The following is a 13,678-nucleotide window of genomic DNA, read 5'->3' on the forward strand; positions in this document are numbered from 1 at the left end:
CTAGCCGCCACGTTGCAAAACGCCAGGTGTCAAATCGAATTGCCACATGTCGAACTTCACTATTTCGGGCCGCCAATTTTCGGCCGGCTAAATCGCCCTGCGACAAAGCGTCCGCGACCATCGCTAAACGGTCGCGGACGTAGAACCAGCAAGTGAACTAGCGTAAAAATCATTGGCTCACGTATTTACGCCCGTCGGTAACGGGCCTGATACTGTATGCCACTTTACCTACTGGCCAGTTGGTAACGAGCACACCGACCCGGCTCGGAGGATCAGTTCATGTACACAAAACGTCGCGCTGCTCGTATTGTCGCAGCGACTTTCGCCGGTGCCGCGATTTCTTTCCTGACTGCTCTGGGGCCTGCCAGCAACCTTGCAGCCGGAAACTCTCCCGTCACCAATCTCGTCGTCGCGTCGTCAACCAACAGCCTGGTATCGCTGTTCACTTACTTCGACGGTTAGTTTCCCCCTTCCGCAAGGCTATTGGAACCCCCGCAGCCTCTACACGAGCCTGCACCCGACATGAGCGGCGGCTTCGGTCGCCGCTCATGTCTATTCTGACCAGCGGAGACAGGTAGACATCCGCCACGTGGCTGATGTGAAAGTTTCTGGATGCTGGGCGGCAGATGTCTCGCATCGTGAGAAGGTGATCACGCAGAGGAAGATCGGGACAGCCCTGGCCGGCGATCGGTACAGTGCCGATCACTGTGATCCGGTCTTGAGGGAGCGCCATGAGCAGTCACTTCGGGCAGCATGCGCAGCATGCCGGCCAGGGGGAGGAGAAGAAGAGCCGGTGGGAAGACTGCGCTCCCGACTGCGGTGACTGCGGGGCCCCGAGCCTCGACTGCGACCTCCCGGGCTGCGACTGCGGCTTCATGATGATGAGCCCGCTCATGGTCGGCATCCTCGCCCTGGCACGCCTCTTCCGCGTCTCGCCGGGAAAGGCCCGCACCAGGCCCACCGCGCCCGGCCGGGCCGGCATGGTCGCCATCCGCGGGTATCAGAAGTGGTTGTCGCCACGGCTGCGGACCCGGTGCCGGCACATCCCGAACTGCTCGGCGTACGGCATGGAGTCGGTGCGACGGTACGGCCTGCTGGCCGGGTCCCAGCTGACCGCCGACCGCATCCACCGGTGCAAGGCACCGACCCCGCACGGCACCGTCGACCCGGTGCCGTAGGGCCGCTACTCCGCCGTTCCCAGGAGCAGCCGGAACGCGGCGATCCCGGCGCACGCGCAGATGAACCCGATCACCAGCATGCGCGGCACGACCTTCGTGCGGTAAGCGCGCCCGAGGCCGGCCGTGCCGGCTTTGGCGATCTTGAAGTCGCGGCGCGCACGGGCGAACTTCTCGAACGTGACACCGAACATGATGCCCACGACGATTCCGACGAGCAGCGCCTGCTTGTCCATCCGGCGATCGTGGTGTCACGCGGCGTCGTACGTCAATGCTTCTGAAGAACGGACAAATCGGCGCCCGAGGTGACCGCCGCCACCCTCGGGGTCGGTGGCACGATCACGGGATTCGCTAGATCAACCGCTCCCATAGTTTGGTTTCAGCGCCGGAACACACCGGCGACAACGGAAAACAAACCGAGGAGACATAGACATGAGCGACGGTACCGCGGTCGAGGTCACGTACGAAGAGACCACGTGGGCTGTGGACGAGGACGGCAACGCGTTCGCGCAGACGACCGAGGTCGAGGCCACCGCCTACGACTTCGACGGCGACGGCCGGTTCGACTACGTCGAGGCCGAGGCGCACAGCAAGGTCTACGCGCAGGACTCAGAGGGCAACTGGGTGTACGGCGAGGCCGACGTCGAGGTTGCCGCTTACTGAGAAGACGGTGGAAGCCCGGTGATCAGCTCGACGAGCCCCCCTTCGTCGAGCAGGTCGGCCGGGCGCACCGTCGTCTGGTCACGGATGTAGCAGAAGCCCGCCCGCACCTCGTCGACCGGCACTCCGGCCAGGTTCGCCCAGGCCAACCGGTACGCGGCCAGCTGCACCGCGACGGCGGAAGCCTCGGCGGCGGAGGTCGGCTGCGCGCCGGTCTTCCAGTCGATCACGTCGAAACCGGAGCCGCCGGTCGCAGAGAACACCGCGTCCATGCGTCCCCGGATGACGACCCCGGCCACGACGGCGGCGAACGGGACCTCCACCGCGACCGGCACCTTGTCGAACCACTCACTCGCCGTGAAGGCTTCCTGCAGAGCGGCCAGCTCCGCGTCGGGCGCGGCGCCGTCGTCGGCGGCGCCGGGGAGTTCGTCCAGGTCGAGGAGACGGGCCGCGCCGTAGCGCTCCTCGATCCACCGGTGGAACGCGGTTCCGCGGCGGGCCAACGGTTGTGGCTTCGCCGGCAGCGGCCGGCGCAGCACCCGGGCCAGCCGGGCCGGGTCACGGCGCAGCATCACCAGCTGCGACACCGACAGGTGTGCCGGCAGCACCACGTCGTAGGACGGAGCCGACCGGTCGCGCTCGGCCAGCAGCAGCGCCGCCTCGTAGGCCCAGCGCTGGTAGTCCGGATCCTCGTCGATGCCTTCCGCCCTCGGGCCGCGCACAAGCTCGGCCGCCGCCGTCAGTGCCGGCCGTCTGGGGCCCAGCGGGTCACCCGGCCAGCTCGCCCGCGCCACGTGCGCCAGCGTCGGGTTCTCGGCGTTGGGACCGGGGTCGGGCGTCCACACGTCGATCGCACCCGCACCGGCGAAGCACCGGTCGCGGATCTCCTCCAGGAAGACCGACGGGCCACGCTTGCCCTTGGCTCCCTCGCTCCACCAGTAGCCGGAGCACAGCAGCAGCCGCCTCGGCCGGGTCACCCCGACGTACGCCAACCGCCGCTCCTCCCGCACGTCGTGCTCGCGCCAGGCGGACGAGAAGCCGTCGAGCGCGCGCACCACCGCCTTCTGATCGGCCGCCGCCGACAGGTCGAGCGCGGGGAGACCGGCCCTGTCGCCCCGCAGCGGGAACGGAAGGACCCCGAGCCCCTGCAACCAGTGGTCGGACGCCATCGTGCGTCCCGGCCAGACGCCCTCCGACAGACCGACCACCGCGACCAGGTCCCATTCCAGGCCCTTCGCCGCGTGGGCGGTGAGGATCTGGACGGCGCCCTCGACGACCTCCACATCGCCCGGCGCCAGGCCGCGCTCCTCGTTCTCGGCCGCGGCGAGGTACGCGAGGAACGCCGACAGCGTCGGGCCTTCGGACTCGGTGGAGAACCGGGCGGCGATGTCACCGAACGCGTCGAGGTGGGCGCGGGCCAGGCCGGCGTCGCCGCTGCGGGCCGCGACCTCGACATCGAGACCGATGGTGCGCTCGATGTCGGCGATCAGGTCGGGCAACGCCTGGTCGAGCCGGTACCGCATGGCGCGCAGCTCGTCGCGCAGCGCGGTGAACCGGTTCCAGCCCTCGATCGAGTAGCGCTCGGGTGCGCCGAGGTTGTCCAACGCCTCGACCAGAACGGCCTCGTCGAGCGCGTCGGCGAGGTCGGGTTCGGAGTCGACGGCGAGGCGGCGTTCGCGCGCCAGCGACCTCGCCCGCCGGTACAGGGCGACCAGGTCACGCGGACCGATCCGCCAGCGGGGGCCGGTGAGCAGCCGCAGCAGCGCCGACCCCTCGGCCGGGTCGGCGAGCACCCGCAGCGTGCTCACGACGTCGCGGACCTCGGGGGTGTCGAGCAGACCGCCGAGGCCGACCACCTCGACCGGCAGACCCGCGGCCCGCAGCGCGGCCTCGATCGGCGGGATCTGCGCCCTCGTACGCACCAGAACCGCTGTGGTGGGCCGTTTCTCGACCGGGATCTCCCACGGCAACGCGCCCGGCGCGGCGGCCGCGTGCTGCCAGGCGCCGACGAGGCGGCCGGCGATCCAGTCGGCCTCGTCGAGGTAGGACGGGAAGAGTCCACAGTGGACCGTTGCGGCCGACGCCGGTTCGGCCAGCACGTCGGCCGGTGCCAGCTCGGCGACACGGGCACCGTGCTCGCGCAGCGGGCGTGACAACGCGTTCGCGACGTCGAGGATCTCGGGACGGTTGCGCCAACTCGTCGTCAGCGACAGCTCCCGCGCCGGATCGCCGTCGGAGCGCGGGAACTCCTGCGGGAACCGGGTGAGCGTGCCGGCCGACGCGCCGCGCCAGCCGTAGATGGACTGGCACGGATCGCCGACCGCGGTCACCGGGTGGCCGCCGCCGAACAACGCCCTCAGCAGGGTCACCTGGGCGTGGCTGGTGTCCTGGTACTCGTCCAGCAGCACCACCGCGTAGCGGTCACGCTCGACCAGTCCCACCTCCGGGTGCTCGACGGCCACCGTCGCGGCGCGGGCGAGCTGGTCGCCGAAGTCCATCGCCTCCAGCGTCGCCTTGCGGTCGGCGTAGCGGCGCACGAGCGGCAGGAGCTGCAGGCGGGCCTTCTGCCGGTCGAGCATCTTCTTCACCGGTGCCGGGACGCGGCTGCCGGGGACCGCCTGCACCTCGCTGTAGAACCGGCCGGTCCACGATGCGACGTCGTCGGGGGTGCGCAGGTGCTCGGCGAGGTCGCCGGCGAGGTGCAGCACCGCGTCGACCACGGTGGACGGTGCGGCCGCCACGTCGGTCATGTCGCCGTCGTAGGTGCGCACGACCGAGTCGGCCAGCTGCCAGCAGGCGGCCTCGGTGAGCAGCCGGGTCGCCGGCTCGTACCCCGCGCGCACGCCGTGCTCGCGCACGACGCGCGCCGCGTAGGAGTGGTAGGTGGCCACGGTTGGTTCGCCGGCGAGGAGGTCGTCCCTGCCGAGCGCCTTCACCAGGAGCGACAGGCGCTGTCGGACCCGGTGCGCCAGCTCACCGGCCGCCTTGCGGGTGAACGTCAGGCCGAGGATCTGTTCGGGACGCACGTAGGCGTTCGCGACCAGCCACACGACCCGGGCCGCCATCGTCTCGGTCTTGCCCGAGCCGGCGCCGGCCACCACGAGCAGCGGCTCCACCGGCGCCGAGATGATCTCGGCCTGCTGGATCGTCGGCACCGGCCGGTTGAGCAGCTTCGCCAGCTCGGTCGGCGTGAACCGGGGACCGGCGGCCGCGATCGGATGCGGCCCGGTGTCGACCTCGAACAGCCCTTGTTGCGTCATGAGTCCGTCACCTGCCGGCCGGACCCGGTGATGGGGCACGACGTCCGCACCGGGCAGACGCGGCAGCGGTTGTTCGCCACCGCCTCGAACGTCGACGCCGCCATCGCCTTCGCCGCGCCCTTGACGAGGTTGACCGCCCACTGTGGATCGTCCGTTGTGGACGGTGGCTCCTGGACCTGCTCGCGCGCGCCCAGCCCGTCGACGCCCAGCTGCACGAGCGCGGCACCGCCGGTCTCGGTCGACTCGTCGAACGCGCCGGCCTCCACGGCCGCCTGGTACGCCGCGAGCTGCGGGTGCTCCACGACGTCGGCGTTGATCGGGGCGGACTTGCCGGTCTTCAGGTCGATGACGACGAGCCGGCCGTCCTCGTCGAGCTCGAGCCGGTCGACGCGGCCCTTGATGTCCACCGGCGCCTCGGGATCCTGCAGCCGGACGATGAAGTCCTGCTCGATCGAGATGAGCCGGCGCGGGTTCTTGGCGATCCACCCGATCAGCCGGTCGAGCATCGCCTCGGCGCGGTCGCGTTCGCGGCCCGCCAGCCACCGGGCCGACAGCTCGATCGCGTCGAACCGTTCGGCCACATAGGACACCAGCGACGCCCGGTCGACGCTGGCGTCGGAGGCGAGCATCGCCGCCGCGTGCACCAGGTTGCCGATGCCCTGCTCCGGAGTGGGTGTCGTGCCGCCGCCGTGCCGCTCCAGCAGCCACCGCAGGCTGCACCGGCGCACACTGTCGACAGTGGACGGCGTGACGGTCACCGCCTCGCCCGGGTCGACCAGCGGTCGCTCGTCGGACAGCTCACGCAGCCCCCACCACTCGTCCGGGTCGGCTCCCGGGACGCCGGCGGAAGCGAGCTCCGCCAGCACGGCCGCCGCGGCGTCGCGGCGGCTGTCCGGGGTGTCCGGCGCGGTCAGCGCCACCCGGAGCTCGGCGACCAGCGCGGGCAGCGTGTGCGACCGCGGCAGCGTCGCCGGCCGCTCGACCTCCTCGGAGTGCTCGGCGAGCTCGTCGAGGAACCGGCTGGGCTGCTCCTCTGCGTCACCCGACGACACGGCGGTGACCAGCAGCCACTCCCGCGCCCGGGTGCACGCGACGTGGAACAGCCGCCGCTCCTCGGCCAGCGTCGCGGTGACCCGCTGCGGCAGCCCCAGCTCGCGTCCGGCGGCGATGTCGACGAGCGACTCGGAGCCGAGCACGCTTCCACGCAGGCGCAGGTCGGGCCACAGGCCCTCCTGCACGCCCGCCACCGCCACCACGTCCCATTCCAGGCCCTTGGCCGCGTGGGCGGTGAGGATCCGCACGGCCTCGCCCCGGTCGGCGACCGGCGCCATCGCGTCGGACGGCAGCTCCTGGCCGAAGACGTGGTCGAGGAAGACCTCGGTGCGGGCGCCCGGCAACCGGTCGACGAACCGCGCGGCGGTGTCGAACAGGGCCACCACGGCGTCGAGGTCGCGGTCGGCGGTCTCGCCGCGCGGGCCGCCGCGGGCCGACTGGGCCGCCCACCGTCCACTGAGGCCGGTCGCATTCCAGACCGCCCAGAGCACATCCTCCACAGTGGACTCCGGCCGGGCCGCCTCCTTCCGCGCGATGTCGAGCAACTGGGCCACGTTCCGGGCCGGACGCGCCCAGCGCCGCTCCACGGCGGCCAATTCGGTCGGGTCCTGGATCGCCTCGACCACCAGCACGCCCGACGGGCGCCGGTCGCCCGCGGCGAGCGCCAGCGACCGCAGCCCCTGCCGCAGCCGGCGTTCGGCCAACGGGTCGGCGCCGCCCAGCGGCGAGTGCAGCAGCGCCACCGCGGCGTCCTCGTCGAGCCGCTCGGGCTCCAACGCGCACCGCAGCAACAGCAGCAGCGGAGCGACGGCCGGATGCGCCTGCAACGGCAGCACGTCGGACCGGGTGACCGTCGGCACGCCGGCCTGCTGCAGCGCGCGTTGCAGCGGCGCGAGCTGCAGCAGCGTCGAGCGCACGAGCACGGCCATCTTCGACCACGGGACGCCGTAGAGCAGGTGCGCCTCACGGAGCCGGTGCGCGACGAACGCCGACTCGGTGGTCGCCGACCGGAACGTGCGGATCTCCAGGATCCCGGGATCGGAGTCCGGCCGCGGCGCGACGGTGCGGTGCCGGGCCGGCCCGCCGAGCCGTTGCGCGACCCGCCGGGTGGCCGCGAGGAGGGCGGCGCCGCTGCGGTGGCTGGTTTCGAGCGTGACGGTCTCGGCGAGCGCGCCGCTCGCGGTGCGGAACCGCAGCGGGAACGAGGTGACGATGCCCGGGTCGGCGCCGCGGAAGCCGAACGTGGAGGAGTCCGGATCGGCGAACGCCACCAGGTGCGCGCCGCGACCGGACACAGTGGACAGCAGGTCGATCTGCGCCGGGTCGGTGTCGTGCAGCTCGTCGACGTAGACGTACCGGGGCGGATCGAGCAGCTCGGGGTCCTCGCGAAGGAGCGTCGTGGCCGCCCGGACCAGCTCGGCGTAGTCGTAGGCGGCGCCGTTGCGGGTGGTGGCGTCGCGCAGCGCCAGCACCTCGGTGTACTGGCTGTAGAACCGGGCCGCGGCCAGCCAGTCGGGCCGGCGCTCCTGCTCGCCGAGGCTCGCCAGCCGGGCCGGGCCGATACCCCGCTCGGCCGCCCGCAGCAGCAGGTCACGCAGCTCCTCGGCGAACGCCCGGGTGGGCAGCGCCGGACGCAGCGGCTCCGGCCAGCCGACCTCGTCGTCGTCGGGCAGCAGTTCGCGGATCACGAGATCCTGCTCGGGACCGGTGAGCAGGCGCGGGGTCGGCAGGCCGGCCCGCGCGGCCGCGAGCCGCAGGATCCCGAACGCGTACCCGTGGAACGTCCGGACGGTCACCTCGCCCTGCGCGTCGAAGCCCGAACCACCACCGAGCCGGGCGCCGATGCGGTCGCGCAGCCGGCGCGCGCCGCGGCGGCCGAACGTGAGCACGAGGACCGACGCGGGATCGGCGCCGGCCTCGACGCGCGCGGCGACCGCCTCGACGAGGGTCGCCGTCTTGCCGGTGCCGGGCGCGCCGACCACCAGCAACGGGCCGGCCGTGTGCGAGATGACGTGGTGCTGCACCGGATCGGGGACGATCGGTGCTGCTACTGGGTCTGCCGGTCGGACCAGGCGGTATGCCGGGGAAGATGCCCCGGTCCGGGCCGGCGCGGTCACCTAATCAGCGCCATCGGGCACCTGTGGCCGGGTCGGTGGTGGAGCGTCGAGCTCGATGTCGATCCGCGTGGTGCGGCCCCCGTCGAGGTGCAGCGTGAAGCGACCGCCGCTGTCGGGCGCGCGCACCCAGAAGAACTCGCCGAACACCGTCTCCGCGCCGGGATCCGCCGGGGAACCGGCGGTGAGGCTCATCTCCGACGCCGGCGGGTGTCCCTTGTAGACGGCCTCGATCTCGCCGCGCCCGCTGGCGGGGCCGAGCGCCACGCCGGCAGCAGTTGATGTGTCGCCGAGGGAGGCGACGGTGAACGTCAGCACCGCGTCGTCGGTGAACGTGTTGAGCCACGGGGTGAGGTCGCCCGTGCGGACGCCCTCGTTGAAGAGCGCGACGTGTCGTGCGACGGGATCGATCACGGCAGCAGACTTTCGATGAGGTCGAACGCGGTGTCGACGGTCGGCACGACGTGCAGCCTGTCCATCGCGCCCTCGTAGGTGAAGTGCTGCGCGGTGAGGCCCGCGAGCCAGTCGACGAGGCCGCCGTAGAAGCCGTCGGCGTCGAGCAGCACGATCGGCTTGTCGTGGATGCGCAGCGTCGCGGTCGTCCACACCTCGAACAGCTCGTCGAGCGTGCCGAGGCCGCCCGGCAGCGTGAGGAACGCGTCGGCCCGGTCGATCATCACCGACTTGCGCTCGAACATCCCGCTCGTGACGACGAGTTCGTCGCTGGCGCGGTCGGCGACCTCGATGTCGACGAGGGACTGCGGGATGATGCCGAGCGTGTGGGCGCCGGCGGCCCGCGCCCCGTCGCCCAGCGCACCCATCATCCCGACGCACGCGCCACCGGAGACCAGCGAGTGGCCGCGCCGGCCGATCGCGGTGCCGACCTCGGTGGCGAGCTTCATCCAGCGCTCGTCGATGCGGCTCGACGACGCGCAGAACACGCAGATCGCGGCCATCAGGACGTGGCCCTGTCGGCGGCCTTCTGGTCGGCCGCCGCCTTCGCCGCGGCGCGGTCGGCGATGGCCTGGTCGGCCTCCAGGATGTGCTCGACGGCCTTGTCGGGGTCGTCGGTGAGGCAGATCAGGTCGAGGTCGTGCTCCCCGATCTTGCCGCCGGTGAGCATGGTGCCGCGGATCCAGTCGAGCAGTCCGGCCCAGTAGTCGGTGCCCATCAGCACGACCGGGAACCGGGTCACCTTGCGGGTCTGCACCAGGGTGAGCGCCTCGAACAGCTCGTCCATCGTGCCGAACCCGCCGGGCAGCACCACGAACCCCGACGCGTACTTGACGAACATCGTCTTGCGGGCGAAGAAGTACCGGAAGTCGATGCCGATCTGCACCCAGTCGTTGAGCTTCTGCTCGAAGGGCAGCTCGATGCCCAGTCCCACGGAAAGGCCACCGGCCTCGGCCGCACCCTTGTTGGCGGCCTCCATCATGCCGGGACCACCGCCCGTGATGACGGCGTAACCGGCCCGCGCCAGCGCGGCACCGACCCGCTCGGCGAGGTCCCATTCGGGTGTTCCCGGCTTGTTGCGGGCGGATCCGAAGACGCTCACCGCGGGCGGCAGGTCGGAGAGTTCCTCGAAGCCCTCGACGAACTCCGACAGGATGCGCAGCGCGCGCCACGCGTCCTTGGTCTTCCATTCGTCGCGGGTGCGGCTGTCGAGGAGACGCTCGTCGGCAGTGCTCGGTGGAATCGCTTCACCGCGCAACGTGACGGGCCCCTTGTGGCGCTCCGGCCCGCGGCTGGCGTTGGTCATAACGCCACACGTTAGTCGGTCGGTCGGGTCCAACCCGGGGAAGACGCAACGTTGGGGGGAGCATGTAACGTCGCACAAGTCATGAGCATTTCTCGGGGGATGTGGCTCACGTTCGCGGCGATCGCGATCGTGCTCGGTGTCGCGACGGCCGGATACGTCGCGCGGGCCGAGTTCATCGAGCCGTCCGCCACCGAAACGCAACCGACCGCTGTCAATGAGTTACCGCCGCTGGAAATGGGCACGGTCGAGGTCCCCGGCCCGTCGGCGTCCGCGATCACCGTGCCGGCGGCGGGAACCGGGAAGTTCGCCACGGCCGGCGGCGGAAGCTCCCCGATCGGCAGCGGGCGCATCTACCGCTACCTGGTGGTCGTCGAGGAGGGCGCCGGCGTTCCGCCGGACGAGTTCGCGGCCGCCGTCGAGCGCACGCTCGCCGAGCCCCGCGGCTGGACGGCCAGCCGCAAGTGGGGCTTCCAGCGGGTGTCGGGCGGCTCGTCCGACGTCACCGTGCACCTGGCCACGCCGAAGACCACCGACCGGCTCTGCGACAGCGTGGGCGTCGAGACCCGCGGCGAGGTGTCGTGCCGGGGCGGCCGCACCGTCGTCATCAACCTCGGACGCTGGCTCACCGGCGTCCCGCACTACACGTCACTCGACGATTACCGCCACATGGTGGTCAACCACGAGATGGGCCACTTCCTCGGCCACGGTCACGTCAAGTGCGGACGGGCCGGCACGCCCGCGCCGGTGATGCAGCGCCAGACGTTCGGTCTCGAGGGCTGCACCCAGAACCCGTGGCCGTTCCCGGACCAGCGCAACTACGTCACCGGTCCGTACACGAGCTAGCGCCGGGCCAGAGCCGGCGCCACGAAGCTGGTGAGCGCCCACGCGATCGCGATGAGGACGAGGTACGGAACCAACTCGGTGATCGACTCGCCGGCGACGGTCGACCGCACGAGCGCGATCATCCCGAACCCGAACGCCCCGTACATCGGCAGGCCGCAGCCCTTGCGCACGGTCTCGGCGCGCTGCTGCGCCTCGGGAGCGCCGCGGTACAACGCGACCGCGGCCCGCACCGGCAGGATCGCCAGCAGCGCGATCAGCACCCCGGGAACGATGAAGAACGGCTTGGCGACGCCGTCGACCTCGCCACCGACCTCGACGATCGCGAACACCGCGAAACCCACCGCGAAGAGCGCGATCACCACCTGCACGAGCGCGGCCAGCGGCCGGGGTCGGTTCATTGCGGGAGGCTAGCAACGGTCGCAACCGGAAGAACGATTTCACCCCGTCGCTTACCGACGTAACCCGGGGTGCCCGAACGGTCACAACTTTGTCGGGCATTGCGTCACTTGGACTGCAACCCGACACCACCCGGTGAGCGTCTTAACAAGTATGAGCAGTGTGATCAGCTCACTGGAGCAGGCGCGTCGCCGGCGCCAGCTCAACCGCCAGATCCGCGATCTGATCGCGGTCCGCCGAGCAGTCGGCCGCCAGGCGAGCGCCGACGTCCCGCCGGTGACGTCTCCGGACGCCCCGGCCGCCTGAGCCCGGCCGGGTTCAGGCGAGCCAGTCGCGCATCACCCGCGCGCCCGCCACGATCCTGTCGATCTCCACGTGCTCCTCGCGCGTATGCGCGAGGTTCGGGTCACCCGGGCCGAAGTTCAATGCCGGGACGCCCAGAGCGGCGAACCGGGCCACGTCGGTCCACCCGAGCTTGGCCTGCGGCGCACCGCCGGCAGCCGCCAGGAACTCCTTCGCGGGCGGGGCGTCGAGCCCCGGCAACGCGCCCGGTGCCACGTCGACGAACCGCACGTCGAACCCGTCGAACAGCTCGCGCACGTGCTGCTGGGCCGCCTCGCCGTCGCGGTCGGGCGCGAACCGGAAGTTGACGTCGACGGTGCACTCGTCGGGGATCACGTTGCCGGCCACCCCGCCGGAGATCCGCACCGCGTTCATGCCCTCGCGGTAGGTGCAGCCGTCGATGGTCACCGTGCGGGGTTCGTAGGCCGCGAGCCGCGCGAGCAGCGTGCCCGCGGCGTGGATCGCGTTCGATCCGAGCCAGCTGCGGGCCGAGTGGGCCCGGCGGCCGGTGGTGGTGACCTCCGCGCGCAGCGTGCCCTGGCAACCCGCCTCCACCAGCCCGTAGGTGGGCTCGAGCAGCACCGCGAACGCGGCGTCGGTGAGCAGGTCGGGCCGCTCGGCCCCGAGCCGGCGCAGCCCGTTGCGCTCGCTCTCGACCTCTTCGCAGTCGTAGAAGAAGTAGGTGACGTCGTGGCGCGGCGCCGGCACCGTCGCGGCCAGGTGCAGCGCGATGGCCACGCCGCTCTTCATGTCCGACGTGCCGCAGCCGTGGATGTTGCCGTCCACGGTCCGTGACGGCAGGTTGTCCGCGATCGGCACGGTGTCGAGGTGACCGGCCAGCACCACCCGCTGCGGCCGGCCGAGGTCGGTGCGGGCGACCACCGTGTTGCCGAACCGCGTCACGGCGAGGTGCGGCAGCGGGTCGAGCGCGGCGACGACCTCCGACGCGATGCGGTCCTCGTCGCCCGACACCGACTCGATGTCGACCAGCGCCCGGGTCAGCTCGACGGGATCGGCCAGCACATCAGGGGTCAGGGTCGTCATGGGCTGACCTTAACGAGGTCGGTAGGGTCATGAAGCGTGGGCCACAACGTCAGCGCCGCCTGGGGGCTCGCCCAGGCCACGGTTACGACCGACGGACAGATCCTCGACGCGTGGTACCCGGGCGGCAGCCTGGGCCTCGGCGCGCCACCCGCGGAGGCGCAGCCGGTCGCCGGCCCGGTGCTTGGTTCTGGGCCGACCGCGAAGCTGGTGGTCATCGAGTCGCTGGCCGACCCGCCCGCCGACACCTACGACGCGTACCTGCGGCTGCACCTGCTCTCGCACCGCGTCATCAAGCCCCACGACGCCAACCTCGACGGCATCTTCGGCGTGCTGCCGAACGTCGCCTGGACCTCGGCCGGTCCGTGCGCGCCCGACAAGGTCGACGAACTGCGCGCCGCGCAGCGGGCCGCCGGCCAGCACCTGACCGTCTTCGGGGTCGACAAGTTCCCCCGCATGGTCGACTACGTGGTGCCGTCTGGCGTGCGCATCGCCGATGCCGACCGGGTGCGCCTCGGCGCCCACCTCGCGCCCGGCACCACCGTGATGCACGAGGGCTTCGTGAACTTCAACGCCGGCACGCTCGGCGCGTCGATGGTCGAGGGCCGCATCTCGGCCGGCGTCGTCGTCGGTGACGGCAGCGACGTCGGCGGCGGCGCGTCGATCATGGGGACGCTCAGCGGCGGCGGCAAGGAGGTCGTCCGCATCGGCGAGCGCTGCCTCATCGGCGCCAACGGCGGCTGCGGCATCTCCCTCGGCGACGACTGCGTCATCGAGGCCGGCACCTACGTCACGGCCGGGTCGAAGGTGAAGCTCCCCGACGGCACGGTGGTCAAGGCCCGCGACCTGTCAGGGCAGGCCGGCCTGCTGTTCCGCCGCAACTCCCAGACGGGCGCGCTCGAGGTGAGCCCCCGCACCGGCGGCAGGATCGAGCTGAACGCCGCGCTGCACGCGAACTAGGGGCCTGCGCCGATCTTGTACTTGTGGCCGCCCCTATTTGCGTAATGTCGTGTTTGGGTGTGTCACTGTGCGTTC

At 71.5% G+C, this 13,678-nt stretch carries 14 protein-coding genes; 6 read left to right on the forward strand and 8 right to left on the reverse strand.

Annotated features, from left to right (window positions below):
- The first annotated feature begins 279 nt into the window (after positions 1 to 279).
- On the forward strand, positions 280 to 462 hold the full coding sequence (locus Voc01_RS25825) for a hypothetical protein (RefSeq protein WP_203930127.1): 183 nt from the start codon (positions 280 to 282) through the stop codon (positions 460 to 462).
- A 269-nt stretch (positions 463 to 731) separates the two neighbouring features.
- The gene (yidD, locus tag Voc01_RS25830) at positions 732 to 1,178 is read left to right on the forward strand and encodes a membrane protein insertion efficiency factor YidD (RefSeq protein WP_239160483.1); all 447 of its coding nucleotides are present in this window, start codon (positions 732 to 734) and stop codon (positions 1,176 to 1,178) included.
- Between the two features lie 5 nt (positions 1,179 to 1,183).
- Here the strand turns inward: yidD and Voc01_RS25835 are convergent, their stop codons facing one another.
- Positions 1,184 to 1,411: a hypothetical protein gene (locus tag Voc01_RS25835; protein ID WP_203930128.1), complete on the reverse strand. Its 228-nt coding sequence runs from the start codon at positions 1,409 to 1,411 to the stop codon at positions 1,184 to 1,186.
- A 196-nt stretch (positions 1,412 to 1,607) separates the two neighbouring features.
- Here Voc01_RS25835 and Voc01_RS25840 point away from each other — a divergent pair, with 196 nt between their 5' ends.
- A complete protein-coding gene (locus Voc01_RS25840; protein ID WP_203930129.1) occupies positions 1,608 to 1,838 on the forward strand; it encodes a hypothetical protein in 231 nt (76 codons plus the stop codon).
- Here Voc01_RS25840 and Voc01_RS25845 read toward each other — a convergent pair.
- Genes Voc01_RS25845 through Voc01_RS25865 form a run of 5 tightly spaced genes read right to left on the reverse strand, consistent with a single transcriptional unit; the run spans position 1,832 to position 10,021 of the window.
- Positions 1,832 to 5,095, reverse strand: a complete 3,264-nt coding sequence (locus Voc01_RS25845; protein ID WP_203930130.1) for an ATP-dependent helicase — start codon at positions 5,093 to 5,095, stop codon at positions 1,832 to 1,834. The genes Voc01_RS25840 and Voc01_RS25845 overlap by 7 nt on opposite strands.
- Complete coding sequence (locus tag Voc01_RS25850) at positions 5,092 to 8,220, reverse strand: ATP-dependent helicase (RefSeq protein ID WP_203930149.1); 3,129 nt, start codon at positions 8,218 to 8,220, stop codon at positions 5,092 to 5,094. Before Voc01_RS25850 ends, Voc01_RS25845 begins: the two co-directional genes overlap by 4 nt.
- A 45-nt stretch (positions 8,221 to 8,265) precedes the next feature.
- Positions 8,266 to 8,676 carry a hypothetical protein gene (locus Voc01_RS25855; protein ID WP_203930131.1) on the reverse strand — a complete coding sequence of 137 codons (411 nt, stop codon included), beginning with the start codon at positions 8,674 to 8,676 and terminating at the stop codon, positions 8,266 to 8,268.
- Positions 8,673 to 9,218: an LOG family protein gene (locus Voc01_RS25860; protein ID WP_203930132.1), complete on the reverse strand. Its 546-nt coding sequence runs from the start codon at positions 9,216 to 9,218 to the stop codon at positions 8,673 to 8,675. The genes Voc01_RS25855 and Voc01_RS25860 overlap by 4 nt, the downstream gene beginning before the upstream one ends.
- On the reverse strand, positions 9,218 to 10,021 hold the full coding sequence (locus Voc01_RS25865; RefSeq protein WP_203930133.1) for an LOG family protein: 804 nt from the start codon (positions 10,019 to 10,021) through the stop codon (positions 9,218 to 9,220). The genes Voc01_RS25860 and Voc01_RS25865 overlap by 1 nt, the downstream gene beginning before the upstream one ends.
- A gap of 81 nt (positions 10,022 to 10,102) precedes the next feature.
- Here Voc01_RS25865 and Voc01_RS25870 point away from each other — a divergent pair, with 81 nt between their 5' ends.
- Positions 10,103 to 10,864, forward strand: coding sequence for a DUF3152 domain-containing protein (locus Voc01_RS25870; RefSeq protein WP_203930134.1), 762 nt, complete (start codon positions 10,103 to 10,105; stop codon positions 10,862 to 10,864).
- Here the strand turns inward: Voc01_RS25870 and Voc01_RS25875 are convergent.
- Entirely contained in the window at positions 10,861 to 11,262 is a 402-nt protein-coding gene (locus Voc01_RS25875; protein WP_203930135.1) for a hypothetical protein, read from the reverse strand. The two genes, Voc01_RS25870 and Voc01_RS25875, sit on opposite strands and share 4 nt — an antisense overlap.
- Positions 11,263 to 11,413: 151 nt before the next feature.
- Between Voc01_RS25875 and Voc01_RS25880 the strand changes: the two genes are divergently transcribed.
- Positions 11,414 to 11,566, forward strand: coding sequence for a hypothetical protein (locus Voc01_RS25880; protein WP_203930136.1), 153 nt, complete (start codon positions 11,414 to 11,416; stop codon positions 11,564 to 11,566).
- Positions 11,567 to 11,578: 12 nt separating this feature from the next.
- On the opposite strand, the gene dapE is transcribed toward Voc01_RS25880, so the two are convergent.
- Positions 11,579 to 12,646, reverse strand: coding sequence for a succinyl-diaminopimelate desuccinylase (gene dapE, locus Voc01_RS25885; RefSeq protein ID WP_203930137.1), 1,068 nt, complete (start codon positions 12,644 to 12,646; stop codon positions 11,579 to 11,581).
- Between the two features lie 36 nt (positions 12,647 to 12,682).
- Between dapE and dapD the strand changes: the two genes are divergently transcribed.
- On the forward strand, positions 12,683 to 13,603 hold the full coding sequence (dapD, locus tag Voc01_RS25890; RefSeq protein ID WP_203930138.1) for a 2,3,4,5-tetrahydropyridine-2,6-dicarboxylate N-succinyltransferase: 921 nt from the start codon (positions 12,683 to 12,685) through the stop codon (positions 13,601 to 13,603).
- The last annotated feature ends 75 nt before the right edge of the window (positions 13,604 to 13,678 follow it).

This window comes from Virgisporangium ochraceum, assembly GCF_016863655.1.
GTDB classification, from domain to species: Bacteria; Actinomycetota; Actinomycetes; order Mycobacteriales; family Micromonosporaceae; genus Virgisporangium; species Virgisporangium ochraceum.